At 43.3% G+C, this 26,361-nt stretch carries 23 protein-coding genes; 6 read left to right on the forward strand and 17 right to left on the reverse strand.

Annotated elements, in window-relative coordinates:
* Window positions 1-34 precede the first annotated feature (34 nt).
* Window positions 35-1,642, reverse strand: a complete 1,608-nt coding sequence (gene pyrG / locus FBF75_RS08170) for a glutamine hydrolyzing CTP synthase (protein WP_017360053.1) — start codon at window positions 1,640-1,642, stop codon at window positions 35-37.
* 238 nt (window positions 1,643-1,880) lie between these two features.
* The gene (rpoE, locus tag FBF75_RS08175) at window positions 1,881-2,417 is read right to left on the reverse strand and encodes a DNA-directed RNA polymerase subunit delta (RefSeq protein WP_035389808.1); all 537 of its coding nucleotides are present in this window, start codon (window positions 2,415-2,417) and stop codon (window positions 1,881-1,883) included.
* Between the two features lie 377 nt (window positions 2,418-2,794).
* On the opposite strand from rpoE, the gene FBF75_RS08180 reads away from it, so the two are divergent.
* Window positions 2,795-3,268, forward strand: a complete 474-nt coding sequence (locus FBF75_RS08180; RefSeq protein ID WP_240692339.1) for a DUF2798 domain-containing protein — start codon at window positions 2,795-2,797, stop codon at window positions 3,266-3,268.
* A 13-nt stretch (window positions 3,269-3,281) separates the two neighbouring features.
* On the opposite strand, the gene FBF75_RS08185 is transcribed toward FBF75_RS08180, so the two are convergent.
* The 6 genes from FBF75_RS08185 to FBF75_RS08210 all read right to left on the reverse strand — a co-directional run bounded on the left by FBF75_RS08185 (window position 3,282) and on the right by FBF75_RS08210 (window position 10,162).
* Window positions 3,282-3,479 carry a hypothetical protein gene (locus tag FBF75_RS08185; RefSeq protein WP_136944610.1) on the reverse strand — a complete coding sequence of 66 codons (198 nt, stop codon included), beginning with the start codon at window positions 3,477-3,479 and terminating at the stop codon, window positions 3,282-3,284.
* Between the two features lie 126 nt (window positions 3,480-3,605).
* Window positions 3,606-4,748 (reverse strand): acyl-CoA dehydrogenase, encoded by a 1,143-nt coding sequence (locus FBF75_RS08190; RefSeq protein ID WP_136944611.1) that lies wholly within the window; start codon window positions 4,746-4,748, stop codon window positions 3,606-3,608.
* 16 nt (window positions 4,749-4,764) lie between these two features.
* Complete coding sequence (locus tag FBF75_RS08195; RefSeq protein ID WP_136944612.1) at window positions 4,765-5,877, reverse strand: acyl-CoA dehydrogenase family protein; 1,113 nt, start codon at window positions 5,875-5,877, stop codon at window positions 4,765-4,767.
* A gap of 11 nt (window positions 5,878-5,888) precedes the next feature.
* The gene (locus FBF75_RS08200) at window positions 5,889-6,752 is read right to left on the reverse strand and encodes a 3-hydroxybutyryl-CoA dehydrogenase (protein WP_079919286.1); all 864 of its coding nucleotides are present in this window, start codon (window positions 6,750-6,752) and stop codon (window positions 5,889-5,891) included.
* Window positions 6,753-6,771: 19 nt separating this feature from the next.
* Window positions 6,772-7,947 carry an acetyl-CoA C-acetyltransferase gene (locus tag FBF75_RS08205; protein ID WP_048001114.1) on the reverse strand — a complete coding sequence of 392 codons (1,176 nt, stop codon included), beginning with the start codon at window positions 7,945-7,947 and terminating at the stop codon, window positions 6,772-6,774.
* 103 nt (window positions 7,948-8,050) lie between these two features.
* Window positions 8,051-10,162, reverse strand: coding sequence for a (Fe-S)-binding protein (locus FBF75_RS08210; RefSeq protein WP_017360061.1), 2,112 nt, complete (start codon window positions 10,160-10,162; stop codon window positions 8,051-8,053).
* 143 nt (window positions 10,163-10,305) lie between these two features.
* On the opposite strand from FBF75_RS08210, the gene cls (FBF75_RS08215) reads away from it, so the two are divergent.
* From cls (FBF75_RS08215) to FBF75_RS08225, 3 genes are all read left to right on the forward strand, one after another.
* Window positions 10,306-11,502, forward strand: coding sequence for a cardiolipin synthase (gene cls, locus FBF75_RS08215; RefSeq protein WP_136944613.1), 1,197 nt, complete (start codon window positions 10,306-10,308; stop codon window positions 11,500-11,502).
* Between the two features lie 12 nt (window positions 11,503-11,514).
* Window positions 11,515-12,477: a UV DNA damage repair endonuclease UvsE gene (gene uvsE / locus FBF75_RS08220; RefSeq protein WP_136944614.1), complete on the forward strand. Its 963-nt coding sequence runs from the start codon at window positions 11,515-11,517 to the stop codon at window positions 12,475-12,477.
* Window positions 12,478-12,550: 73 nt separating this feature from the next.
* Window positions 12,551-12,805, forward strand: a complete 255-nt coding sequence (locus FBF75_RS08225) for a hypothetical protein (RefSeq protein WP_008343494.1) — start codon at window positions 12,551-12,553, stop codon at window positions 12,803-12,805.
* A gap of 30 nt (window positions 12,806-12,835) precedes the next feature.
* On the opposite strand, the gene FBF75_RS08230 is transcribed toward FBF75_RS08225, so the two are convergent.
* The 3 genes from FBF75_RS08230 to cls (FBF75_RS08240) form a co-directional block, all read right to left on the reverse strand.
* A complete protein-coding gene (locus FBF75_RS08230; protein WP_136944615.1) occupies window positions 12,836-13,834 on the reverse strand; it encodes a S66 family peptidase in 999 nt (332 codons plus the stop codon).
* Between the two features lie 209 nt (window positions 13,835-14,043).
* Window positions 14,044-15,759 carry an ABC transporter ATP-binding protein gene (locus FBF75_RS08235; protein ID WP_048001119.1) on the reverse strand — a complete coding sequence of 572 codons (1,716 nt, stop codon included), beginning with the start codon at window positions 15,757-15,759 and terminating at the stop codon, window positions 14,044-14,046.
* A gap of 105 nt (window positions 15,760-15,864) precedes the next feature.
* On the reverse strand, window positions 15,865-17,367 hold the full coding sequence (gene cls / locus FBF75_RS08240; RefSeq protein WP_025208143.1) for a cardiolipin synthase: 1,503 nt from the start codon (window positions 17,365-17,367) through the stop codon (window positions 15,865-15,867).
* Between the two features lie 151 nt (window positions 17,368-17,518).
* Between cls (FBF75_RS08240) and FBF75_RS08245 the strand changes: the two genes are divergently transcribed.
* On the forward strand, window positions 17,519-18,487 hold the full coding sequence (locus FBF75_RS08245; protein WP_108611064.1) for a S66 family peptidase: 969 nt from the start codon (window positions 17,519-17,521) through the stop codon (window positions 18,485-18,487).
* A gap of 520 nt (window positions 18,488-19,007) precedes the next feature.
* Here the strand turns inward: FBF75_RS08245 and argS are convergent.
* The 5 genes from argS to speE form a co-directional block, all read right to left on the reverse strand.
* Entirely contained in the window at window positions 19,008-20,681 is a 1,674-nt protein-coding gene (gene argS, locus FBF75_RS08255; RefSeq protein ID WP_007497706.1) for an arginine--tRNA ligase, read from the reverse strand.
* Window positions 20,678-21,100, reverse strand: a complete 423-nt coding sequence (locus tag FBF75_RS08260; RefSeq protein ID WP_007497707.1) for a YwiB family protein — start codon at window positions 21,098-21,100, stop codon at window positions 20,678-20,680. The genes argS and FBF75_RS08260 overlap by 4 nt, the downstream gene beginning before the upstream one ends.
* Before the next feature lie 124 nt (window positions 21,101-21,224).
* Window positions 21,225-21,572 carry a hypothetical protein gene (locus FBF75_RS08265; protein WP_035389831.1) on the reverse strand — a complete coding sequence of 116 codons (348 nt, stop codon included), beginning with the start codon at window positions 21,570-21,572 and terminating at the stop codon, window positions 21,225-21,227.
* Window positions 21,573-21,648: 76 nt separating this feature from the next.
* Window positions 21,649-22,521 (reverse strand): agmatinase, encoded by an 873-nt coding sequence (gene speB / locus FBF75_RS08270; RefSeq protein ID WP_017360073.1) that lies wholly within the window; start codon window positions 22,519-22,521, stop codon window positions 21,649-21,651.
* Between the two features lie 69 nt (window positions 22,522-22,590).
* Window positions 22,591-23,421, reverse strand: coding sequence for a spermidine synthase (gene speE, locus FBF75_RS08275; RefSeq protein WP_003214614.1), 831 nt, complete (start codon window positions 23,419-23,421; stop codon window positions 22,591-22,593).
* Between the two features lie 225 nt (window positions 23,422-23,646).
* On the opposite strand from speE, the gene FBF75_RS08280 reads away from it, so the two are divergent.
* Window positions 23,647-25,716, forward strand: a complete 2,070-nt coding sequence (locus FBF75_RS08280) for a transglycosylase domain-containing protein (RefSeq protein ID WP_136944616.1) — start codon at window positions 23,647-23,649, stop codon at window positions 25,714-25,716.
* Window positions 25,717-25,841: 125 nt separating this feature from the next.
* Here FBF75_RS08280 and FBF75_RS08285 read toward each other — a convergent pair whose 3' ends face one another.
* Complete coding sequence (locus tag FBF75_RS08285) at window positions 25,842-26,360, reverse strand: YwhD family protein (protein ID WP_007497712.1); 519 nt, start codon at window positions 26,358-26,360, stop codon at window positions 25,842-25,844.
* Window position 26,361 lies beyond the last annotated feature (1 nt).

A 26,361-nucleotide genomic window follows, 5' to 3' on the forward strand; every position in this document is an offset into this window, starting at 1 on the left:
GCCGAGAAGATGATATTCTCGGCAGTTTTTTGTTTTATTTTGATTCAGATGCCTGTAGTGAAGCACCAACGAAATCTCTAAATAATGGCTGTGGTCTTGTCGGTCTTGAAATGAATTCTGGGTGGAACTGAGAAGCAAGGAACCATGGGTGATCCTTCAGTTCAATGATTTCAACAAGGCGTCCGTCTGGGCTTGTACCAGAGAAGACAAAACCTGCTGCTTCCATTTGCTGTCTGAATTCGTTATTAAACTCATAGCGATGACGGTGGCGTTCGTACACGACTTCGTCATTGTATGCAGCAAATGCTTTTGAGTCTTCGTTTAATTTACAAGGGTATAGGCCGAGGCGAAGTGTTCCACCTAAGTCATCAACATCCTTCTGTTCTGGAAGAAGGTCGATGATTGGGAATGCTGTTTCTGGATCAATTTCAGCGGAATGTGCTCCCTCTAAACCTAGTACGTTTCTCGCATATTCGATAGATGCGACTTGCATACCTAAGCAAATTCCGAAGAATGGCACTTTGTTTTCGCGCGCATATTGTGTTGCAATGATTTTCCCTTCTACTCCGCGGTCTCCGAAGCCTCCAGGAACAATAATGCCGTCTACATCTTGAGCGAAATCAGCCATATTTTCTGCTGTGACTTCTTCTGCGTTGATCCATTTGATTTGAACATCCGCATCAAATGCATAGCCCGCATGACGAAGTGATTCAACGACAGAAATGTATGCATCTTGCAGCTCAACATATTTCCCTACAAGACCAATCGTGACTTGTTTTGAAAGGTTTTGCACTTTATCAACAAGTGCCGTCCACTCCGTCATGTCCGCATCTTGACAGTCAAGCTTCATGTGCTCACATACAAGCTTGTCTAATCCTTGTTTTTGTAAATCAAGCGGAATCGAATAAAGGGTATCTGCATCCTGACATTCGATGACTGCTTTCGTATCAATATCACAGAATAGCGCAATTTTGTCCTTCATGTCTTGTGCCAATGGCATTTCAGTTCTGACCACAATGACGTTTGGCTGAATACCAAGACTGCGAAGTTCTTTTACACTATGCTGTGTTGGTTTTGTTTTCAGTTCGCCTGCAGCACGGATGTAAGGAACAAGGGTACAATGAATGTACATCACGTTTTCACGGCCGATGTCACTCTTCATTTGACGAATCGCTTCAAGGAATGGAAGGGATTCGATGTCTCCTACTGTTCCACCGATTTCTGTAATGACCACATCTGCACCCGTTTCTTTTCCGGCACGGTACACACGGTCTTTGATTTCATTTGTAATGTGGGGAATAACCTGTACTGTTCCACCTAAGTAGTCGCCGCGGCGCTCTTTCTTCAAAACAGTAGAGTAGATTTTACCTGTTGTAACGTTGCTGTACTTATTTAAGTTAATGTCAATGAAACGCTCGTAGTGACCTAAGTCAAGGTCTGTTTCAGCACCGTCGTCTGTAACAAATACCTCACCGTGCTGGTATGGACTCATTGTCCCTGGGTCTACGTTGATATATGGATCAAATTTTTGAATGGTGACATCCATCCCTCTATTTTTCAGAAGGCGGCCTAACGATGCAGCCGTGATCCCTTTTCCAAGTGAGGAAACAACTCCTCCTGTTACAAAAATATACTTTGTCATTTCGTATGCTCCTCTCTTTTTTACCCTTGCATGACTAGACATGCACAGCTTCATCCTTTTAGAGTGTATCCCTAAATCTCTTGAAAAATAAGAAAGCTCCCTTTCAAATAAATGAAAGGGAGCGTAAATGAACGTATCTTTACGTACTCTTTTTTAGAGAGCCCAAAATACATACTACATAGTTCGCTCTGGAAAGTCAAGACGGTTTTGTCCTGTTTTCAGGACCGGTTTGTGAGGGTTATTTGTCTTCCTCATCATCGTCTAAATCGTCTTCATCAATTTCCGTTAAGCCGTCATCATCTTCATCATCATCTTCGTCGAAGTCTTCTATCTCTTCATCGATTTCTTCATCATCTAGGTCAAGGTCCTCGTCGTCTTCAACAAGATCAAGATCTTCTTCAAGCTCGTCGATTTCTTCTTCCTCTTCAATATCATCGAAGTCTTCTTCAACGACAGCAGCTTTTGTTTTTTTCTTTTTCGCTTTTGTTTTCACAGCTGGCTGAACTTCTTCTTCAATTTGATCAACTGGATACCAGCTGCGAAGTCCCCATCTCTGATCACCTAACGAAATAAAGCGGCCATCTATATTTAAGTCTGTATAAAATTGAGCAAGTCGATCATCAAGATCAGATTTTTGTATCCCTTGCAAACGGACCATTTCATCTATTAACTCGGAAAACGTAATCGGCGTTTTGCTGTCTCTGAAAATTTCATAAGCAAGTTCAACTAAAGACATTTGTTTGAGCTGTTCCTGTGAGTATTCTTTCAAACTCAAGGTCAGACACTCCCTTTCTATTACATGTATGTATCCATTTATCAGTGAAATAATAAGTATTTATACCTTATTCTTACGACAAACCATACCTCTCATTATAAACAAATTAGGGGAGTTTATGCCACCTTTATTGATGTTAATTTTTGATTTTTTCACAAGAGGAGCCTCTAGCGGTCAATCATTTGTGCCGAATTGGCATAATTCATGTGTGAAGCACACGTTTTGCATGCTTTTTTGTCTTCTCTTTTGATGAATACAAAGTCATTTACTCTTCTTAAAAAAGGGGAATTATTCCTTCACAAAATGTTCACTTACGACGAATTGAAACAGAAATCTATAATAAATAGACTAATTTTGAGAGGTTGATCGAATTGCCAATGACAAAAAAAGAAGATATACAATTTGGTGTCTTGATGTGTTTTTGTATGTTTTCAGTGCTGTTCTTTTATAACCTATTTCTAAATGGACGGCTTGGACATATGACATGGTTAGAAGGTGTACTCACCTATGTGATCGGTTTTGCCATCACGTTGTTGATTGAGATGTGTATTGTTGGGCCTTCAGCAAAAAAAGCAGCCAACCGTTTTGCCCCAAAAGGCAAGAAAGTCTATTTTATTCTCACTCTTTCTATCTTTATCGTGTTTGGGATGGTGTGTCTCATGTCTTTATGCGGATATGTCGTTCAAAGCATCAGCACAGGATTTCAAACACAATCGATTCTATCTGATTACTTAACGATTTTCGGTCATAATGTCATGTTGGCGTTCCCTTTGCAGATGTTGATTATGGGACCACTTGTCCGTTTTGTTTTTTTCAAATGGGTGAAATTAAAACAGTCCGCAGCGGTTTAGTCGAATGGATAGGTTACAGCTGGATATTCTGAATGAGTGAAAAAACCAAAGGTACGGTGAATAATGTGCCCGCAGACATGAGTACAATGAGTTTTCTGCGGCTGTTTTCTTTTTCTTCCTTCTTTTTTGGAGACTTTGAAAGCTCTGTGGAGACCATAATCCATATGATCATTGTGACGATTGCTAAAATGCCAATCAATGTTGTGTTCATCATGATAACCTCCATGTTTTTTCCCAATTTTACCATAGTGATCAGGTGATATGAGATCATATTGGAGAGATTTCACATTTGATACAAAAACAGACCACCTCACATCAGGTGGTCTTTGCTTCGTTTCTACATATCTAGCAGTTTCCGTGAGATGACCAGCCGCTGGATTTCTTGTGTACCTTCATAGATTTGAGTGATTTTCGCATCACGCATGTAGCGTTCGACTGGGTAATCCCTTGTATAGCCGTATCCGCCGAAGATTTGTACAGCTTCTGTCGTCACCTTCATGGCTGTATCACCGGCAAAGAGCTTGGACATAGCTGATTCTTTCCCATACGGAAGCCCTTTCGTTTCAAGCCATGCTGCCTGATAGGTGAGCAGTCTTGAGGCCTCAATTGCCGTTGCCATATCCGCTAACTTAAAAGCAATGCCTTGCTGCTGAATGATTGGTTTGCCGAATTGTTTGCGCTCCTTTGCGTAATTGACTGCTGCATCCAGAGCACCTTGAGCAATACCAACAGCTTGTGCGGCAATACCGTTTCTGCCGCCGTCAAGTGTCATCATCGCTATTTTAAACCCCTCTCCTTCTTGACCAAGCCGGTTCCTTTCGGGTATACGACAGTCTTCAAAGATGATTTCTGTCGTTGGCGATGAGCGTATGCCCAGTTTGCTTTCTTTTTTGCCGATTGAGAAGCCTTGCGTCTCTTTTTCTACAATAAAAGCGGTTGTATTGCGCGATGAAGCATCCTTGTCAGTAACAGCAAACACAATATAATAATCCGCAATGCCTCCATTGGTAATAAAAATCTTTGCCCCGTTCAAAACGTATTCATTCCCTGCTTTTACTGCTGTTGTTTTCATTCCGCCGGCATCTGAGCCCGAGCCGCTCTCGGTCAGTGCGTATGCGCCGATCTTCTGACCCGCTGCAAGCGGCTTTAAATACGTCTCCTTTTGCCCATCTGTTCCGAATGTATAGATCGGCCATGAGGCGAGTGATGTGTGAGCAGATAGGGTGACGCCTGTTGAGGCGCACACTCGCGAGAGCTCTTCAACCGCTATGACATAGGCCAAATAATCACTACCAATCCCCCCATTTTCTTCTGGCCAAGGGATTCCCGTTAAACCAAGCTCCGCCATTTGACGAAAAATAGCGGGATCATACGATTCTGTTTCATCTCGCTCTGCTGCTGTTGGCTCCACTTCATTTTTCGCAAAATCTCTCACCATTTTTTGTATCATTTCGTGTTCGTCACTTAATTGGAACTGCATCATGAGCCACCTCACTTCATATTAGCTGTTTACAAATAACCAGCCTTTGTATTTCACTTGTTCCTTCATAAATCTCACAAATTTTCGCATCACGAAAGTACCGCTCTGCTCGGTATTGCTTCGTGTAACCGGCTAGACCAAGCAAATGGATGACTTCTGTACTAATATCAACCGCTGTTTTAGATGCAAACAACTTCGCCATCGACGCTTCCTTCGTGACAGGGCGATTGGCCTCTTTATAAGAAGCCGCTTGATAAACAAGAAGTTTTGCCGCTTCCAGCTTGGTGCCCAGATCGCCCAACCGAATGGTCGTTTCAAGGCCAGCTGGATGCTGCTTTAAATACGTCACCGCCTCAGCTAATGCGGCTTCTGCAATACCAAGGCTTTGAGCCGCAATGCCAATTCTCCCCGCATTTAAGCTAGACATGGCAATCCGAAAACCATCTCCTTCTGCACCGAGCAGCTGTTTTTTTGGAATTCGAACACCGTCAAAATGAAGTGTGACTGTTTTTGATCCATGCAGGCCCATCTTTTTCTCATCTTTTCCAATCGTAAATCCTGGTGTCCCCTTCTCCACAATGAACGCTGATATATTTTTCTTAGCAGAAGCAGGGTCTGTCACAGCAAATACAAGATACACTTCCGCTTCACCGCCGCTTGTGATAAAAATTTTCGTTCCATTTAACACATAGTGATCGTCTGTGCGCTCTGCTTTCAACTGAATACTAGAGGCATCTGATCCTGCCTTCGGTTCAGTTAGACAAAAGGCGCCCAGCTTCTGCCCGGACGCAAGCTTGGGAACGTAGGATTCTTTTTGTTCAGTTGTTCCAAACGCCAAAATCGGCATCGTCACAACAGATGTATGAACGGATACAATGACACCGATGGTTGCACTTACTTTGGATAATTCATGAATCGCCATGATATAGGTTGTAAAATCTGCCCCTAATCCGTGATACTTATCTGGGATCGGAATGCCTAAAAAGCCTAGCCGACCCATTTCAGCTAAAAGCATTTTCGGGAAATCGCCCTGTTCCATCGCTTCTATTTCAGGGAATACATGTTGGCGTGCAAATTCTGCTACTCGTTTTCTCCAAAGACGTTGTTTTTCTGTCAGCAACACATCCATCTTGACTCCCCCTATGAGTGGTCGTGGTAAGTGTAAAAACCTCTCTTTGTCTTTTTGCCCAACCAGCCTGCGTTCACGTATTTTTTCAAAAGAGGACAAGGTCGATATTTGCTATCTCCAAGACCCTCGTGAAGGGTATTCATAATAAATAAACAAGTATCGAGCCCGATGAGGTCGGCAAGACGAAGCGGGCCCATTGGATGGTTCATTCCAAGCGTCATGATGCCGTCAATACTTTCTACATCTGCCACGCCTTCATAAAGGGTGTAAATGGCTTCATTAATCATCGGCATCAAAATGCGATTTGACACAAACCCAGGGAAGTCTTCCACTTCAATTGGGGTTTTGTCTAATGTCTTTGCGGTGCCAAAAACAAATTGGTACGTGGCATCATCCGTTTGTAGCGCACGGATCACTTCCACAAGTTTCATCACGGGAACTGGATTCATAAAATGCATGCCAATCACTTTCTCTGGCCGTTTCGTCACGGCTGCTAATTCTGTGATTGACAAGGAAGACGTATTTGTCGCAAATATCGTGTCATCAGGTGCAAATTGATCGAGGGTTTCAAAGATTTGTTTTTTGATCTTCATTTGTTCAGATGCGGCTTCAATCACTAAATGCGTCTGCTGTACATCCTTTAAATCAGTTGAAACAGCCAATCGCTGTGTAATATCACGGACTGCCTGATGTGCCAGCTTTCCTTTTTCTGCTCGTTTCGTCAGTTGTTTGGTCATAGAGGAAATGGCTCGATGAATCTGCTCCTCTTCCGTATCATGGAGCAGGACGGTATAACCTGACTGTGCAAATACTTGGGCAATACCCGAGCCCATTTGACCAGCCCCAACGACCATGACGGTCTCTTCTATACTCATGACAATGAACGCCTCCCTTTTAATCCACCTTGATCATGATCGCATCACCTTGACCCCCGCCGCTGCAAATCGCCGCAATGCCGATCCCGCCGCCTCTTTGTCTGAGTGCATGGATCAAGGTCAATATAATACGTGTTCCGCTTGCTCCAATCGGGTGACCAATCGCGACTGCCCCTCCGTTCACATTCATTTTCCGCCGATCCAGTCCAAGCATTTTTTCGCATGCCAATGCAACCGCTGAAAAAGCCTCATTGATTTCAAACAAATCGATATCCTCTACTCGCTTCCCTGTTTTCTTTAACACTTTTTCGATGGCATAGGCTGGTGTTTTCGGAAAATCCTTTGCCTCTACTGCTACTTGGGCATGCCCAAGCACAACTGCCATAGGTTTTTCACCTTGCTGCATGGCATATGTGTCTTTCATTAATAGAAGCGCACTTGCACCATCATTGACACCAGGTGCATTGCCAGCGGTGATCGTACCTGCCTGATTGAAAACGGGCATCAGTTTTGACAAACGTTCATATGACGTATCACGCCGCGGGGCTTCATCTTCTGAAATCAGCTGATCTCCTTTTTTATTCTTGACGGTAACGGGGATAATCTCATTTTTAAAAAAGCCGCTTTTTTGCGCCTCAATGGCTCGTTCATGACTTCTTAACGCCCAAAGGTCTTGTTCTTCTCGTGTGACGCCAAGCTCTTTCGCCGCCATGCTTCCATACTCACCCATATGAACACCTGTAAACGAACAGGTTAATCCATCTAAAATCATGGCATCTTGTACTGCACCATCTCCCATTTTGTAACCCCATCGTGCTTTTTTTAGAAGATAAGGAGCATGGGACATGGATTCCATGCCGCCTGCCACGATCACCTTGGCATCTCCCGCTCGAATGATTTGATCGGCTGTCGTGACACTGCGCATTCCTGAAGCACAGACTTTGTTGATGGTTTGCGTCGGAACCGACCAAGGAAGATCTGCATGTCTAGCTGCCTGCCTTGAAGGAATTTGACCTTGTCCTCCTTGAAGGACACTGCCCATGATGACTTCATCCACTTCATGAACATTTGAGGCTCTTTCCAGCGCAGCTTTTATCGTCATCCCCCCTAATTCTGCAGCAGTCAAACGACTTAAAGTTCCACCTAGTTTTCCAAATGGTGTTCTCGCTCCAGATACAATGACCGTCGTGCTCATTTCTTTCCCCTCCTATTTGTTACCGCTTACATAAATGCTAGACAGCACTTAAAACATCGGCATCTATCGACCGATGAACAGAAGATCCATCGGCCTGACACCTTTATGAAGCCTGCGTTCTCGTTTCGCCAAACACTGATTTTTCAAGAAGTTCTGCGACATCAAATGTTCCGACCTGCTCTTCTACTTCCTTCGCTTTCGTCCCATCCCCAAGCATGGTTAAACAATATGGGCATCCTGAGCTGATGATGGATGGCTGTACCTGTAAGGCCTGCTCCGTCCTCGCTGTGTTAATTCGAGTACCTGTCTCTTCTTCCATCCACATTAAGCCGCCGCCGGCACCACAGCACATCCCGGATTCACGATTCCGTTCCATTTCTTTCAGTGTCACACCCGGAATGGATTTTAAAATATCTCTTGGCGGATCATAGACCTCGTTATATCTGCCTAGGTAGCAAGAATCGTGGAAAGTAATGACTTCGTTCACTTCATGAATAGGCGTTAATTTTCCCTCTTTTACTAGCTCTGCCAGTAATTCTGTATGATGGTACACCTCTGCCTCGAGCCCGAAGTCTGGGTATTCATTTTTAAATAAATTGTAAGCATGCGGATCGATCGTGACAATTTTGGTTACGTCATTTTTTTGGAATTCTTCGATGTTCTTTGCAGCAAGCTCTTGGAACAAAAATTCATTCCCAAGTCTTCTCGGTGTATCGCCTGAGTTTTTCTCTTTATTGCCTAGGATGGCAAAAGAAACCCCTGCTTCATTGAGCAGTTTTGCAAAGGCAAGAGCAATCTTTTGGCTTCTATTGTCATATGCACCCATCGATCCAACCCAGAATAAATAGTCAAAGGTCTGATCTGCTTTTTTCAGCTCTTTCACTGTCGGAACATGAACATCTTCTCTTAGTTCACGCCAGTTTTCTCTTTCTTTTCGGTTCAATCCCCATGGATTCCCTTGTCGCTCGATGCTTGTCATCGCACGCTGTGCATCTGCGTCCATTTTTCCTTCAGTCAGCACTAAGTATCTGCGCATATCAATGATTTTGTCGACGTGTTCGTTCATGACAGGACACTGATCTTCACAGTTTCGGCATGTGGTGCATGCCCAGATTTCTTCTTCTGTAATGACCTCACCAATGAGAGAAGGATGATACATTGCGCTCGCCGCAGATTCTTCCGCTCCAGCTCCCCTTGCCTGTAATGCCAGCTGATTTCCTGTCGTCTGTTTGAAAGCAAGTTGCGGAACCCACGGTGTCTTTGAAGTAATGGCAGCCCCTTTATTTGTTAAATGATCTCTTAATCGTAAAATCAAATCCATTGGAGACAGCATTTTCCCTGTCCCTGTCGCCGGGCACATATTCGTACAGCGCCCGCACTCCACACAAGCGTAAAGATCGATCAGCTGAGATTGACGGAAATCTTCAATTTTCCCAACGCCGAACGTTTCTTGTGTCTCATCTTCAAAATCAATTTTTTGCAGTTTGCCTGGCGGGTCCAATCTGCTGACAAATACGTTGACCGGGCCAGCGATGAGATGGGCGTGCTTAGACTGCGGGACGTACACTAAGAACGTCAGTAAAATGAGAAGATGCACCCACCATGCGACATAGAACACAATTGTTGCCGCAAGTGGTGACAGCCAGCCCAGCAAGAAAGCAATGCCGGAAGCAATGGGCTCAGTTGCTGATAGTGAGTGCCCATGCCAAATGATGTTCATTCCGTTTCCCAGTAATACGGTCAGCATCAATCCGCCAATAAACAAAAGGACAAGCCCTGATTTAAAGCCCCTTTTTAAACGGACTAACTTCTCGACATATCTTCTATGGAACGCCCAAACCACCGCCACTAAAATGAGAAGTGTGACTACCTCTTGGAAGAACGTAAAGACACCGTAAAGCGGACCTAATGGTAGCCCGCTGTCTGGAACAAGTCCCTTCATAATAAAATCAAGGGCTCCGAACTGCACTAAAATAAATCCATAGAAAAACAGCACATGAATGATGCCGCTCTTCTTGTCCTTCAGCAGTTTCTTTTGCCCAAACACATTCACCCAAACACGTTCTAAGCGTTTTTTCATGTCTTTTTGAAATTCTTCTTTTTTGCCAAGACGAATATACGCCGCTCGTGTTCGAATGAGATAAATAAACAAATACACAGCGTAAGCGGTCACTGCCGCAAATGCAATCAAGTTAACAATTAAAAGGCTATTCATCTTGCTCCCCCTTTCATTCCCCAAGACCCACTTTGTTCCGTTTCCATGTTGTACCTCTATCATAAATAATGAATGAGTATTCAGTCAATATTTTTTGCCCATTTGGGTACACTATCGTCATATGTAAAAAAGGAGGAACCTTCATGATCGCATGGATCATTTTACTCGTCGTCTTCGTCATTGTTCTACTCGTCAGGCTAGATCTTTATATAGGGAGAAAATATTTTTCTACCCATGCTTTTGAACGGTCTTTTGACCAAACAAGCGGCGATGCAGCCTTTTATCATGATGGCGAACCACTGTTTGATCAGCTTCTTACGGATATACAGCAAGCCTCTTCTTCTATTCATATGATGTTCTTTATTGTAAAGAACGACAAGATTGGGCAAAGGATTCTGCAAGCACTTAAAGCGAAAGCAGAGCAAGGTGTTTCGGTTTTTTTGCTCACTGATCGGTTAGGCTCCTATCCATTTGATCAAACATCCATTCAGATGCTAGAAAAAAGTGGCATTCAATTTTACTTTTTAAATAAACCACGTTTTCCTTTTTTCATTTATCGTTTAAACATGAGAAATCACCGAAAGATCACGGTGATCGATGGGAAGATCGGCTACATTGGCGGGTTTAATATCGGCGATGAATATGTAGGGAAAAACGGTAGGTTTGGCATTTGGAAAGACTATCACCTGCGCATGACAGGACAGGTTGTCGCAGACCTCCAGCATGTGTTTCTGAATGATTTGTACCGGTCATCTGGTATTCACCATCTGCAATACGAGGTTTTTCCTACACTGGAACCGGGAACATTACAGTGTACAACACGTGCGACGGCAGGTTTTTCTTTAGAAGCCTTATTTCTTCACGATATTCAACAGGCGAAAAAGCAAATCACCATCTGCACGCCCTATTTTATTCCATCTGCTCCTCTTCTAAGCGCCCTTCTTGACGCACGGAAGCGAGGCGTGACTGTCGACATCATCATCCCAATGAAGGCAGATCACCCGCTTGTGAAAGAAGCTGGATTTCATTATTTGAAAGATCTGATTGCTGCTGGATGTCTTGTGTATCGTTTTTATAAAGGGTTTTATCATGCGAAAGCCATTCTCATCGATCATAGCCGTTGTATGATCAGTACAGCGAACTTTGATAAACGAAGTTTGTTTTTCAACGAAGAAGTGGATGTGGCCATTGATGATCCCGCCTTCACCGCACATGTAGAGGAAAAGATTCGTGAACACATGGAAGTGTCAGAACTGATGACTGAAGAAAAATACAAACAACGCCCACTTCTCACGCGTCCAATTGAGTGGATAGGCGCCCTGTTCTCGTATTTTTTATAAAGGAGTTGACCTATGCGTTATCGATTTGGTTATGTATCCAACGCCGTCACTTTATGGGAAGCTTCACCTGCCAAGTCGCTGACCTTTGCAAGATACAGTAAGCTCTCAAAGGAAGAGAGGACAGAGGCTCTATTGCGAACGACGAAAGCCAACCTCGCCAATACATTAAGAACGCTTTATTTTGCGATTGCCCATGATATTCCGCTTTACCGTTTTTCAAGCTCGATTGTCCCGCTCGCCACCCATCCTGAGGTGCGGTGGGACTTTGTGACACCCTTTCGCAAAGAATTTCTAGAGATTGGTCAACTCGTAAAGCGGCACGGATTACGAGTGAGCTTTCACCCCAATCAATTTACTTTGTTCACAAGTCCAAAGCCATCTATTACAGAAAACGCCGTCATTGATATGACCTATCATTATGAAATGCTTGAGGCCATGAAGCTTGAAAAGGAAGGCTATATGAACATTCATGTCGGAGGTGCATATGGCGACAAGGCATCTGCTTTACAGCGTTTTGATGAAAATATAAAGCAGCTTCCTGCACATATCAAGGCGAGAATGACGCTTGAAAATGATGACAAAACCTATACGTCATTAGAAACGCTTGATGTTTGTGAAAAGCATGGCATCCCGTTTGTATTTGATTACCACCATCACATGGCAAACAAAGATGATGATGCGGCACTTGATGACATTTTGCCAAGAGTGTTTGACACGTGGGCAAACACTGGCATACCGCCTAAAATCCACTTATCCTCACCAAAATCAGAAAAGGCGATACGAAGCCATGCGGATGGAGTGGAGATGTCGTTTGTTTTGCCACTTTTTCAAGCTTTAAAGCCGTATGGTCGTGATGTGGATTTTATGATTGAGGCAAAGAAAAAGGATCAGGCTTTGCTCCGTCTTGTTGAGGAGCTGTCAGCGATCAGAGGCAATCGGCGGACGGGCGGAGGCACCATTGAGTGGAAATCGTAGAGAAAGGTTTACCTCTATCACAACGGGGGTAACAAAGCTATTGTGAGAAAGTATTTAACAGGAGGATATGAAGATGTCACAAATCTATTCAATCCGAATTGCTGCGAAAGCATTGAATTTACATAAGCTTATTTCTCTATACGAAAAGTGCCAGCACGCTCAGCATCGTTTATATGTATATTCTAAAAAAACAATGTGCAACATTAAGAACATCGTAGAGCTAGAAACCTTTAGGCTTACTCATTTAGAATCAGACTATTTAATCGTGGTAGAAGGAAAAGAGGCACAAGACCTTCTACAGCCATTTGAAAAAGAGAATGCTTCGTAAAGAAGAGCAGCATTAGAGCCGCTCTTTTTTCTATATCCACGCTTCTGTCAGCCAAACCTCGCGTGACGTTGCATTCATTTTTACTTGTGTACCGATTGGCATCGTGAGCATCGGATGCGTATGGGCACTGTCAAATTCCGCAATGAGCGGCCGTTTTGTATCTCCCAGTACTTCAAGTAAAAGATCGTGCGGCCTTTTGCCCGTTCCTTCATCATCAAACAGCTCATGTTTCCCTAAGAGGATACCAGATACCCGTTCAAACACACCATTTATCTTTAACAGAGAGAAGTTCTTTTCGACGATGGAGGCTGTTTTCATACAATCTTCAATGAGAAGGATATCGCCTTTTTGGATTTGAGGCATGAATTCACTTCCCCATATGCCATACATGGCATTTAGGTTCCCGCCGATCAGTCTGCCTTCTGCCTGCCCTTCAATGACGCACATCCACTCGTTTGGACGTTTTTCTTTTTCTCGTATTTTCTCTTCCCAGTTGATCCGTTCTTCCGTCCAGAAGGGCGGTTTTTTCACCTGATATGGGATGGGCTGCGGATGAATGAGAATGTCCTCGAAAGATTGATATGTATGATTGACAAATGGTTCAAACTCTCCAAAAGACGGCACAAGTGCAGGCCCGTAAAAAACAGGAAGACCCGTTTTTTCATAAGCCGCTAAAAGAATTGCCGTCGCATCTGAATAACCAATCATGATTTTCGGATGCTTCATCAGCAGCTCAAAGTCGAGATAAGGAAGCAAACTATTCGAGTTCGTCCCCCCAATCATCGACATGATACAGGACAAATCTTCTCTCGCCATCAGCTCATTCAGCTCAGCTGCTCGTTCTTGAATCGTTCCTGAACGATAGTGATCCTCTTTCCCTGTTAATGATCCTGGTACCACAATGAATCCTTTTTGTTCAAGCCATTCCTTCGCCCGCTCATACCTAAGAGGCGAGGTGGCAGATGCTGGACTTGAGGGAGAATAAATACCTATTTTATCGCCCTTCTGTAAACGCCGAAGCCCCTTCATTCCATCAGATCCTTCCTACACGAGTTTTTACTATCCTAGCAAAAAAAGCCCTTTTTCAAAAGGGCCTCGATTTAAAAATAAAGTACACTTCAATTTAACAGCTTAAACAGGCCAAATATGATGACAGTAAAACTGATGACCAGCGTCGCAAATATCTCAATACGAAAAAGAGCCCAGCTTAATAACTGGACTCATTCAATCACTTCTCTTCAATGACCAAACTGCGCTTCGTGCAGTCTGCTGTATACACCGCCCATTTGAATTAAATCTTGGTGACGGCCTTGTTCTTCAATGCCTTCCTCTGTCACGACGATGATTCGATCTGCATGTTTAATTGTCGCAAGGCGGTGAGCAATGACGAGTGTCGTCCGGCCGACTGCCAGTTCGTTTAGTGCGTCTTGGATTGCTTTTTCTGTTTCTGTATCAAGTGCTGACGTCGCTTCATCCAAAATAAGAATAGATGGGTTTTTCAAAAACATCCGTGCAATTGACAGACGTTGCTTTTGACCGCCGGATAGCTTAACACCGCGTTCACCAATGACCGTATTCAACCCTTCTGGGAAACGCTGAACGAGCTCCTCTAAATGGGCACGTCGCACCGCCTCCCAAATGTCTGCATCACTCGCTTCTAGGTTACCGTACGCAATGTTTTCACGAATGGTGCCTGAGAATAAAAAGACATCCTGCTGCACAATGCCAATCTGCTGTCTTAAAGAGGACAAGGTCATCGATTTTGTGCTCACACCATCTATGGTGATGTCTCCTTCGTCCACATCATAAAAACGAGGCAGCAGACTACAAATGGTCGATTTCCCCGCTCCTGATGGCCCGACAAACGCAACAGTTTCCCCTTGTTTGATCTTCAAGTTGATATCCTTCAATACATGACTGTGCTCATCGTAGCCAAATGTCACGTTTCGATACTCAATTTCACCTTTCAAGCCGTAAATATCACGTGCTCCTTCTGTATCCTTCACATCTGGCTCTGTTTCAAGCAAATCGACATAGCTTTTAAAACCGGCAATGCCTTTTGGATACATTTCAATCACCGTGTTGATCTTATCAATTGGTCTGAATAACACATTTGTGATCAAGACAAAGGCGATAAATCCGCCTGCCGTTAATTGACCTTGAAGGACAAACCATGTACCTGCCAGAAGGACAAACAACGTCACAAGCCTTGTGAGAATATAGCTGATTGATCCGTTAACCGACATAATTTTATAGGAAAGAAGTTTCGCTTTTCGAAAGCGGTTGTTGTTTTCAGCAAAGCGCTTTTTCTCAAAATGTTCATTTGCAAAGGCTTGAACAAGACGAATACCGCCAATATTGTTCTCAACCCTTGCATGAAAATCTCCAATGTCATTGTTGAGTTGTGTAATTGCCTGTGTCATTTTTTTATTAAAATGAAGGGCTAACCAGATGATGACTGGCATAATCAAGAAGGTTAAAATGGCAAGCTGCCAGTTAATCATGAGCATGACGGCAAAGGCGCCAAGAATGGTCATAATCGCAATAAACAAATCCTCAGGTCCGTGATGCGCCACCTCACCAATATACATGAGGTCATTTGTCATCCGTGACATGAGTTTGCCTGTTTTGTTATTATCGAAAAATTTGAAGGACAGACGCTGAAAATGATCAAATAGCTTTTTTCTCATATCTGTCTCAATATTAATGCCAAGCATGTGCCCCCAATATGACACAATAAATTGCATCACTGAGCTGAGTGCGTAAATGACAAACAGCGCAAGTGCGGTCCAGGCAATGACCGTCCAGTTCCCTGTCGGCAGTAATGTATCAATGAAGTAATTCACGATCAGCGGGAAGCCGAGTTCCATGAGCCCAACGGCCACAGCACAAAAGAAATCTAAAAAGAACAGACCACGATAGGGCCTGTAATAGGCAAAAAAGCGTTTTAGCATATGTAAAAGAACCTCACTTCCTCTATAATTGATAATCATTTTCAATTATAGAGGAATCATTATCGAAATACTAGATCAGGAAATGATTTCTTCCCCTGGATTCCCTCACAATACACCTGAAAACAACCGAGCAAACGATTCCTTTAAACGTTCCTTTAAGCCCCTTTTATAAAAATGAACCGGCCCCATTTGCTCACATTCCTTCATATCTTCCTCATAATGAGCCATCAATTGCTCGATCGGTTTCTTTGCCGCTGTAAAGACATTGACCTCAAAATTGAGTTGGAAGCTTCTCATATCAACATTGGCCGTTCCGACAGAGGCAAGCTCTCCGTCTGCAATCATGACCTTTTGATGCATGAATCCTTTTTGATAGTGATACACCTTGATGCCTTCTTTCAAAAGCTCAGAAAAATAAGATCGTGTGGCGTATTGCGTGAGAAAGCCATCGTTTATCTCAGGCACCATCACACGCACATCCACCCCTCTTGTGGCCGCAATTTTTAACGCTGTGCGAATGGATTCATTTGGGACAAAATAAGGCGTCGCAATCCAGACAAATTGCTGTGCATTCGAAATGAGTGCGTCATATAAATCACTCATACTTTCCTTCATATCAGGTCCAGTCGGCACGACCTGTATGACATCTTCTCCTGTCACAGGATGCGGGGTGTGATACTTGGGATCATCAATTAACACTTCATCTGATACATACTCCCAGTCCAGCATAAATATGGAGTGAAGTGTCTGAACGGCTTCACCCTTTAACATCGTATGCGTATCACGCCAAAAGCCGATGTTTTCATCGCGTCCTACATATTCCTTCCCCACATTGAGCCCACCAACAAATCCTGTTTCTCCATCAATAATCACGATTTTTCGGTGATTTCGGAAATTGAATTTTTGATTAAAGAATCCGTATTTTAATGGCAGAAAAGGAGCGACCTTTATCCCCGCCTGCTTCAATCGTTTAATATCTTTTCGTGAGAAGCGAATGCTGCCAGCCGCATCATAGATGAATCGAACCTCTACTCCTTCTTTCACTTTTTCAATCAAGATCTCCATCATCCGGTGACCGAGAAAATCAGATTTGAACATGTAATATTCTATATGGATGAACGTTTTTGCCTTTTTTAATTCTTCAAAAATACGTGGAAAGGTTTCCTCTCCATTCTTTAAAATCTCCATATCACTATTTGTATTTACATGCATCCCTGTTGCTTTTTCTGTGTAATGAAAAAAAGCACGCTGATTATCGGTTAAACGCGTCTCATCCGGTTTACTCTCAAGCTCTGATATTCTGCGTAATTTTTCTCGGTTATACATTCTCTTTGATTTAAACAAATGTCCTTTGACATAAAGCTGCCCCGAGAACAAATAAAACATATAGCCGATGATCGGGAAAAAGATCAGTACATACATCCATAACAGCGTGTGCTGTGATGTCCGGTTCTCTAGCATAAGCGAGATAATACTAAATAAAATGATGGCGATATAACTAGCTGCGTAAAGCTGAAAACCCCACGCTGGAACCGGCCACCAAAACACCACATATGCCCCAAATATCATGAAATATAAAAATAGAAATTCCAGTCTCCTCTTTTTCACATTCTCCGCCCTCATTCTGTCTTTTTCTTTTCCATACCCTTTGCACAGCTTGTCTGAAACGCACGGTTTGCTGCTTTCTTTTAGCTTTTACAGACTGGAGCGTTTTGATCCGATATAATGGAAAATATGTGAAGGAAAGGACGAATGACTTATGTGTACACCATCTGCTTTAAAAAAGGGAAGCCACATTCGGGTAATTGCTCCAAGCCGAAGTGCCAGCATTTTATCAGAAGAAGGAATGGCTCAGGCGAAAAAACGTTTAGAGGCATTAGGGTTCACTGTTTCTTTTGGACAACACGTGTTTGAATGTGATCTGCATTCCTCTTCTTCTATTGAATACCGTTTATCTGATCTACATGAGGCATTCTCAAATGATGAAGTCGACGGCATTTTGACAGCAATCGGTGGCTTTAACTGCAATGAGCTTTTGCCTTATATAGATTATGATTTGATCCGTCAGCACCCAAAAGTTCTTTGCGGCTACAGTGATATTACCGCACTTGCAAACGCCATTACCGCCAAATGTGACATGGTGACGTACTCAGGTCCTCATTTCTCCAGTTTCCAAATGGAACAAGGACAAGAGGAGCAGACAGCCATGTTTCAAGCGTGCGTGATGAGTAGCGAGCCATTTGATGTCACCCCTTCTACAAAGTGGAGTGATGATGCGTGGTATCTTGATCAAGCAAATAGGCAGTTTCATCCGACAACATGGGGGATTTATCAGGAAGGAACAGCTGAAGGCACCTTGTATGGCGGAAATCTTTGTACACTGAACTTATTGCAAGGGACACCCTTTATGCCTCACCTCAAGGATGCCATCTTATTTGTGGAGGATGATGACTTGGTCTTTCCTGAAATGTTCGCCAGAGACCTTGCCTCGCTCTTGCAACATGCCGAATCTATTAAAGGGTTAATCATCGGACGTTTTCAAAAGAAATCCAAGATGACAGAGGAACATTTGAGGTTCATTCTAGATAAACATCCAATGCTCAAACACATCCCGGTGATCTATGATGTAGACATAGGACATACACAGCCGGTCTTCACCTTGCCGATTGGCGGGAGTGCCGAGCTATCCTGCTACGACGGACAAATCCAATGGCGTGTTCATCCATAAATAAAACCTAAAAAGCACCCTCATTTGTTGGTGCTTTTTCTATGCCATCATTTCTTTTTAAAATTTTTTTAGAAAAAGTGATCCAACCCTTCATCCCCTTCGTTAAGTAGATGTAAAAAGAAAAGAGAGGAGGCAAAAACATGTTCTCTGATGTACTTAGCCAATTATTTGATTCTATCTCTAACATTATCAATACACTTGGATAATCCCATTAACGCACACATACTACATGCTTGCCGAAGGGAGGATACAAACTATGTTCTCTGATGTACTTAGCCAATTATTCGATTCTATTTCTAACATCATTAACACACTTGGGTAATTCCTATGACACGCACATACTACATGCTTTCTGAAAGGAGGATACGCTCATGTTCTCTGATGTACTTAGTCAATTATTCGATTCTATTTCTAACATTATTAATACGCTTGGTTAATTTTCAAAACCCGCTATCTCTCGAGAATAGCGGGTTTTTATATAAAGAAGCCCCGCTCATAAAATAGAGCGGGGCTTTGTGCATTACATTTTTTCCGGTGCAGATACGCCAATGAGTTTTAATGCGTTGGCTAGTGTAATTTGTGTCGCCTTCATTAGTGATAGACGTGCTGTTGTTTTTGTTTCATTTTCAACATCAATGACCTTCTCGGCGTTGTAGAAGCTGTGAAGGGCTGATGCTAGATCATAGATATAGTTTGTGACGCGGTGCGGAATACGTTTTTCTGCTGCTTCTGCTACAACCTCTGGGAAGCTGCCGATGATTTTCAGAAGATCGTATTCTTTATCGGATTGAATGTGAGAGAAATCTGCTTTTTCAAGGTTTGGCTCGTAGCCTTTTTCTTCCCCTTGACGGAGCATGCTGCAAATTCTCGCATGTGCATATTGCGCGTAGTACACAGGGTTTTCGTTAGACGTAGAAATCGCTAAGTCTAAGTCAAAGTCCATATGTGTCGCCGCACTTCTCATCGCAAAGAAATAACGAGTGGCGTCTAAGCCCACTTCTTCAATCAAGTCACGCATTGTGACGGCTTTACCTGTACGTTTACTCATCTTCATCTTTTCACCGTTTTTGTAAAGGTGAACAAGCTGAATGATTTCGACTTCCAGTTTGTCCTCTGGATATCCGAGTGCTTGGATCGCCGCTTTCATTCGAGGAATGTACCCGTGATGATCCGCTCCCCAAATGTTGATGAGCTGGTCAAAACCTCTGTCCAATTTGTCCTTGTGATATGCGATATCTGGAAGCAAGTACGTGAAGCTGCCGTCTTTTTTAATCAGGACACGGTCCTTGTCATCACCAAAATCAGTTGAACGTAACCATGTTGCGCCATCTTCTTCAAAGACATAGCCTTTAGCGCGAAGTGTTTCTAGCGCTGGTTCGATTTTTCCGTTTTCATATAAAGACGTTTCAGAATACCACACATCAAATGGGACACGGAAATTCTCTAGGTCGACACGTAGTTTTTCTAGTTCATATTTTAAACCGTACTCACGGAAGAATTTCATACGCTCTTCTTCTGGTTCATGCACGAAACGGTCACCAAATTCATCCGCAAGTTTCTGTCCGATGCCTTTGATGTCTTCTCCTCTGTACCCGTCCTCTGGCATTTCTTTTTCAAGACCGAGCGCCTCAAAGTAACGTACTTCTACAGATAGAGCAAGGTTATTGATCTGATTGCCTGCATCGTTGATATAGTATTCACGGCTCACGTCGAAGCCTGCTTTATCAAGGATGTTGCAAAGAGAATCTCCTACAGCTGCGCCGCGGGCATGTCCAAGGTGAAGGTCACCTGTTGGGTTGGCTGAGACGAATTCGACTTGCACTTTTTGACCGCCGCCTGTATTCGTTTCGCCATAAGCCTCTTTTGCCTCAAGAACTGCCGGAATCAGTTTCGTTAAATACTGATTGTTCATATAAAAATTGATGAATCCTGGACCTGCAATATCCAGTTTTTCAATTGACGCTTTGCCTTTGTCAAATGCATTCACAATGTCCTCGGCGATTTGACGAGGTGCTTTTTTCGCAATGCGTGCAAGCTGCATCGCCATATTGGTGGAATAATCACCGTGAGTTTTGTCTTTTGGCACTTCCAAAAGAACATCCGGCACCTGGCTTTCATCAGCAAGTCCTGCTTTGACGACTGCCGCAATGATTTCTTCTTTTAACGCATCTTTGACCTGTTCTGCGATATTCATGAACGTAAATCCTCCTTATATGAAATCGATAATGTATGTAAATGCTTTTGATCTTCACCTGTCAGCATATCGTACGTAATGTGCAGAAGCCCATTGTCTACATCAAGATCAATGCCATGTGTGTGCACATCGAGCTGAAGTGTGCCAAATGGCATCGTGTAATGTGTCACGGTCGTTTCTCCAATGAGAAAGCGCTGCTTCATTTGAATTGCACCTGATCTCATGACAAAAATTTCTTTTTCACTTATTTTGACAACAGTTTTTACTTGACCCATTTCATGTTCTTCATGGTAAGTGAGATACGTTTTGTCATTCTTCTCTTGATACGTTCCAGTTGTTCGGAATTCGATCGTTTCAGCCGGTTCCGTCTCTGGTTTCATCACTGACTTTACATGAATTGAAATTTGGTTTTGTGTCATTTTGCACTTCCTTTGCTAAGACCCGTTTAACTAAAATAGTATACCATAATCCCGATTGCCTATCATCCCATCATTTCTCATCTTCGTGTGGATGAAACCCCATTCTTGATCTTCACCTGTCTCTTTAGAAAAAAAGAAAAATGAAGCTCACGCCTATCACGAGTCCAGTCTTGAGCCCTGCGCTTTTTCGATTGATGAGATAAAACAGTGCTTGGATACCTGAACTTGCCAAAAATGCCTGAAAGAAATCAAATGGGAGAAGATGCCCTTGCTTATAAACAAATAGCATAAACAGCGCGATGCCAGTGAGATAGAAAAAGCCTCGATCCTGAAACAGATGAACCATCTCATCCTTTGCCTCTTTTTTCGAGGTAAAAGTAGGCGGACTCGCTGCAAGCTCTCTTTTCAGCGTAAGAAAGCCTGCCGCTAACACACATAAAGCGAGTAATACCATCAATACAGAAGAAAACACGACCTGCCTCCTTTATCATGTCACCCATGTAAAAAAAGAGCTTGTCCATATGAGATGACAAGCTCCTCTATCAATGTTATTTCACAAATCCAAGCAGCATTTCTCGTAAAAGTTTGCTTGCTGTATTCGCCGTTTGATCGGAATGATCATATACAGGCGCTACCTCTACAAGGTCTGCACCGACGACATGCACATCAGAACCTGCAATAGCATGAATGGATGCCAGTAATTCTTTTGACGTAATACCGCCAGCATCCACCGTTCCAGTACCAGGCGCATGTGCCGGGTCGAGTACATCGATGTCAATTGTCACATAAACTGGGCGGCCTTTCAGCTTTGGTAATACTTGTTTCAATGGCTCCAGCACTTCAAATTTAGAAATGTGCATGCCTGCTTCTTTTGCCCATTCAAATTCTTCTTTCATCCCTGAACGGATGCCGAAAGAGTATACATTTTCAGGTCCAATAAGTCCTGCAACTTTACGAATCGGTGTCGAATGTGAAAGCGGCTCACCCTCATATTCCTCACGAAGATCGGTATGTGCGTCCATATGGATGATGGCCAAATCAGGGTATTTCTTATACATCGCACGGAAAACCGGCCAAGACACAAGATGCTCGCCGCCCATTCCTAATGGAAACTTCCCTTTTTCTAAAATGCTGTCGACATACTCTTCAATTAAATCTAAGCTTTTCTGTGCATTGCCAAATGGAAGCGGGATGTCGCCAGCATCAAAGAATGGCACCTCGTGCAGTTCACGATCTAAATAAGGGCTGTATTCCTCTAATCCAATGGATACTTCACGAATACGGTTCGGGCCAAAACGTGAGCCTGGACGGTAACTGACGGTCCAATCCATCGGCATCCCGTATAAAATGACTTTTGCATCTTCCCATGTCGGATGACTTCCAATAAACACTTTTCCTGAATAAGCCTCGTCGAATCTCATGCAAGATTCCTCCTTTTACGCTTCAAAAAATGCGCAAACTTTCATTTGCGCATTTCCACTTCGCTTGATTTATTTGATTAAGTCGCTCACAAATTTCGGCAGAACGAATGCCGCTTTGTGCAATTCTTTTGTGTAATATTTCGTATCGATATCAAAGAAGCGGCTGTCTTCTACAGCAAGTGGATCATACTTCTTAGAACCGATAGTAAATGTCCAAAGACCGCTTGGATATGTTGGGATATTCGCTGTATATAACTTGGTAATCGGGAAAATTTCTTTCACATCACGCTGTACATTTGTAATTAACTCAGGTGTGAACCAAGGGTTGTCCGTTTGTGCAACGAAAATACCGTCTTCTTTGAGTGCTTTTGAGATTCCTGCGTAAAATCCTTTAGAGAACAGGTTTACAGCTGGTCCAACTGGCTCAGTTGAGTCAACCATGATCACGTCATATTCGTTGTCGGCTTCCGCAATGTGCATAAAGCCGTCTCCGACTTTCACATCTACACGAGGATCGTCTAGTTTCCCAGCAATTGAAGGAAGGAACTTCTTCGAGTATTCAATGACCTTGCCATCAATATCAACAAGTGTCGCTTTTTTCACACTTGGATGCTTCAGGATTTCACGAATAACACCACCGTCTCCTCCGCCTACGACAAGAACATTTTCAGGGTTTGGATGAGTGAAAAGAGGAACATGTGCCACCATTTCGTGGTATACAAACTCATCTTTCTCTGATGTCATCACCATACCGTCTAAAAACAGCATATTGCCAAACTCTTCTGTTTCCACCATTTCTAAATGCTGAAAATCTGTTTGTTCTGTGTGAAGGGTTTTGTTCACCTTCAATGTAATGCCAAAATTCTTCGTTTGCTTCTCTGTATACCAAAGTTCGCTCATTGTTCATCTTCCTCTCATCCAATAATAAACAAACATCTATTGTTAGCGCCTTTTATCGGCTATGACTATATCGATTGTCCAAGAAAAAAGTATAGTGGATTCGTATCAAATTGTAAAGAACCGCATGAGATAACTTCATTTTTAAAGCGCACCCTTGCAGTCGCCTGTTTAAAACGGTTTTCTTTGTCCCATACTGATAAAAAATCGTCAAAATGGGGGCTTTGCATGGACACAATCATGAGTAATAAAAAAATCCGCATGACCGTGAAAACGATTCGGGCCTGTTTTTTTATCGGCTTGCTCGCTTTTCTATTTGCAGGCACAGTCTTTTTGACGATTCTTTTACTTGCTAAGTGGCAAGGCGCTCCCTCTGTTCAAGTTCCCCAATCCACGACCATTTATGCAGCCGATGGGTCTAAACTTGGCGAATCGAGCTTTGGAGAAAAGAGATACTGGGTTCCGTTAAAGGACATGTCTCCTCATATACAGCAGGCAGTGGTCGCGGTTGAGGATAAAACCTTTTATCAGCATCACGGCTTTGATGTGAAACGAATGGCAGGTGCTGCGGTGGCAGATATTCGTGCAATGGCAAAAGTACAAGGCGCCAGCACGATCACCCAGCAATACGCACGAAATTTATATTTAGATCATGATAAAACATGGAAGCGGAAGTGGAATGAAGCCTTTTACACGATCCGCTTAGAACAAAACTATACAAAAGATGAGATATTGGAAGGATACTTGAACACCATTTATTATGGCCACGGCGCATACGGTGTGGAAGCGGCATCCCGCCTTTACTTTGGGAAAAAAGCGAAGAACTTAACTTTAGCTGAGTCTGCCTTGCTTGCTGGTATTCCAAAGGGGCCTTCTCTCTACTCCCCTTATGTGAATGAGGAGAAATCCAGCGCAAGAAAGAATATGATTCTGAGGCAAATGCAAGAGGATGGCATGATTACGAAAAAAGCGGCTGCTGATGCCAGCAAGGAAAAGCTGTCCTATCGCCCGCTCAAGCAAAAGCAGCTGCAAGCAAAGCAGGCCCCGTATTTTTATGATGATGTGATTCGCGAACTGAAACAAACGCTGGGTTTAACCGAGGAACAAATTGAAACGTATGGTCTTCATATCGAAACGACCTTACAACCTGAATTACAAAAAATCGCTGAAAAGACTTTAACCAACATCATGGATTCTGAATCAGATATCCAAATCGGCTTTGCTGCCATCCATCCCCAAACAGGGCATGTACTCGCCCTCATAGGCGGGAGAGATTACGAGAAAAGCCCATTCAATCGTGTCACACAAGCAAAAAGACAGCCGGGTTCAACAATGAAACCACTTCTCTATTACATGGCTTTGCAAAATGGGTTTACACCAGCAACGGTGATGCGCAGTGAGGAAACCGTTTTTGAACTGGATGAGCAAGGAAGCGGCGCTGCTTATTCACCAAGCAACTATCACGGCTATTACGCCAATGACGGTATTACGATGCTTCAGGCTTTGGCTCTATCTGATAACATTTATGCGGTCAAAACCCATCTGTTTTTAGGAATGGAACAGCTCGTACGTGCAGGCAAGGCGTTTGGGATTCACGAAAAACTAGATCAAGTGCCTTCACTTGCGCTAGGTACCTCACCTGTCAAACCAATCGAAATGACCAATGCTTACGCGATGCTGGTCAATGGAGGAAAACGCGTCAAACCAACCTTTATTACGAAAGTAACGGACGCAAAGGGCAACGTACTATTTGAGGAGAAACAAAAACGAGAGCAAGTACTAGATGAAAAAGCAGCATTTGTCACCACTGACATGATGTCAGGGATGTTCAATGATCAATTAAATGGCTATACAAGTGTCACAGGACGTACCATTTCAAAAGATCTTACCAGAAATTATGGAGGAAAATCAGGGACGACAGGCGCTGACAGCTGGATGATCGGCTTCTCTCCCCAGCTCGTCACAGGTGTGTGGACCGGCTATGATAAAGGACGCACCATTGACTCGGTCAAAGAAACCGCCTATGCGAAAAAGATATGGGCTTCCTTTATGGAATCAGCCCTCTCAAACCAGCCAGCCTCCTCCTTCATGCCGCCAGACGGTGTAAAAGGCGTATATATCAATCCAAAAACCGGTGATCTCGCAGGCCCAGGATGCGAATCAAAGGTATTTACCTATTTTATAGAAGGAACGGAGCCGACCGGTGTCTGCTATGGTGCCGAGAACAAAGCATCTGAGCAAGACACGGCTCAGGATCAACAGCCTAAGAAATGGTGGGAAAAGTGGCTGAAACGTTAAAAATGGACATGAAAAACCCCGAGATCTGCATCTCGGGATTCTCCATGTCCTAGCTTTAACACCAGTTTACTGAAAAAACGACTGGAATTGGTATCCATTCATCATTCTTCACAAAAATTTCACAATTACTCAGGAACAGCCAATCCTTCTTTTAATTCATCTGTGGATGCTTCCCATAACGCCTCATTGTGACTCTTCAAGAAATCAGCGAGCACCTTTTTCGAACCATCATCCATATGACTGACAACGATTTTACGCTTCATGGATTTATCCATTAAATTCACATGCTCAGGAAGTGACTTATATCCTCTGCGGATCGAGCGGTCAACCGTCATTTCACAAGCTGTGACTCCTGCATAATATGGCCCCTCTTCTCTACGGTCAATCGTCACCCATACGAGCCAATACGGTTTTCCGTTAGGTACCTCTTCTTTGGTTTTTAAAAATTTAATTCCTTTTTCGACGGCACTTCTTGCATGCATCGCACCAATATCAATGACGGCTTCCTTTTCCTCCACATCAATGATGACTGGCGAGATATTATCAAGGCTGAGGGCACCTGCCCCAAAACCTCCATGCCCATCCGTTGCATCTGTTTTTTTAATGATATTAAAACCAATTGGTTTCTTCTTTTTACCTTCCATT

Source organism: Bacillus sp. S2(2019), from assembly GCF_005144805.1.
Classification (GTDB): domain Bacteria; phylum Bacillota; class Bacilli; order Bacillales; family Bacillaceae; genus Bacillus; species Bacillus altitudinis.

What these genes read in the sequence shown, in the direction of transcription:
- pyrG (WP_017360053.1), bottom strand. Translation starts at nt 1,642, where the DNA reads ATGACAAAGTATATTTTTGTAACAGGAGGAGTTGTTTCCTCACTTGGA.
- FBF75_RS08180 (WP_240692339.1), top strand. Translation starts at nt 2,795, where the DNA reads ATGACAAAAAAAGAAGATATACAATTTGGTGTCTTGATGTGTTTTTGT.
- FBF75_RS08185 (WP_136944610.1), bottom strand. Translation starts at nt 3,479, where the DNA reads ATGAACACAACATTGATTGGCATTTTAGCAATCGTCACAATGATCATA.
- FBF75_RS08190 (WP_136944611.1), bottom strand. Translation starts at nt 4,748, where the DNA reads ATGCAGTTCCAATTAAGTGACGAACACGAAATGATACAAAAAATGGTG.
- FBF75_RS08195 (WP_136944612.1), bottom strand. Translation starts at nt 5,877, where the DNA reads ATGGATGTGTTGCTGACAGAAAAACAACGTCTTTGGAGAAAACGAGTA.
- FBF75_RS08200 (WP_079919286.1), bottom strand. Translation starts at nt 6,752, where the DNA reads ATGAGTATAGAAGAGACCGTCATGGTCGTTGGGGCTGGTCAAATGGGC.
- FBF75_RS08205 (WP_048001114.1), bottom strand. Translation starts at nt 7,947, where the DNA reads ATGAGCACGACGGTCATTGTATCTGGAGCGAGAACACCATTTGGAAAA.
- FBF75_RS08210 (WP_017360061.1), bottom strand. Translation starts at nt 10,162, where the DNA reads ATGAATAGCCTTTTAATTGTTAACTTGATTGCATTTGCGGCAGTGACC.
- cls (WP_136944613.1), top strand. Translation starts at nt 10,306, where the DNA reads ATGATCGCATGGATCATTTTACTCGTCGTCTTCGTCATTGTTCTACTC.
- uvsE (WP_136944614.1), top strand. Translation starts at nt 11,515, where the DNA reads ATGCGTTATCGATTTGGTTATGTATCCAACGCCGTCACTTTATGGGAA.
- FBF75_RS08225 (WP_008343494.1), top strand. Translation starts at nt 12,551, where the DNA reads ATGTCACAAATCTATTCAATCCGAATTGCTGCGAAAGCATTGAATTTA.
- FBF75_RS08230 (WP_136944615.1), bottom strand. Translation starts at nt 13,834, where the DNA reads ATGAAGGGGCTTCGGCGTTTACAGAAGGGCGATAAAATAGGTATTTAT.
- FBF75_RS08235 (WP_048001119.1), bottom strand. Translation starts at nt 15,759, where the DNA reads ATGCTAAAACGCTTTTTTGCCTATTACAGGCCCTATCGTGGTCTGTTC.
- FBF75_RS08245 (WP_108611064.1), top strand. Translation starts at nt 17,519, where the DNA reads ATGTGTACACCATCTGCTTTAAAAAAGGGAAGCCACATTCGGGTAATT.
- argS (WP_007497706.1), bottom strand. Translation starts at nt 20,681, where the DNA reads ATGAATATCGCAGAACAGGTCAAAGATGCGTTAAAAGAAGAAATCATT.
- FBF75_RS08260 (WP_007497707.1), bottom strand. Translation starts at nt 21,100, where the DNA reads ATGACACAAAACCAAATTTCAATTCATGTAAAGTCAGTGATGAAACCA.
- speB (WP_017360073.1), bottom strand. Translation starts at nt 22,521, where the DNA reads ATGAGATTCGACGAGGCTTATTCAGGAAAAGTGTTTATTGGAAGTCAT.
- speE (WP_003214614.1), bottom strand. Translation starts at nt 23,421, where the DNA reads ATGAGCGAACTTTGGTATACAGAGAAGCAAACGAAGAATTTTGGCATT.
- FBF75_RS08280 (WP_136944616.1), top strand. Translation starts at nt 23,647, where the DNA reads ATGGACACAATCATGAGTAATAAAAAAATCCGCATGACCGTGAAAACG.
- FBF75_RS08285 (WP_007497712.1), bottom strand. Translation starts at nt 26,360, where the DNA reads ATGGAAGGTAAAAAGAAGAAACCAATTGGTTTTAATATCATTAAAAAA.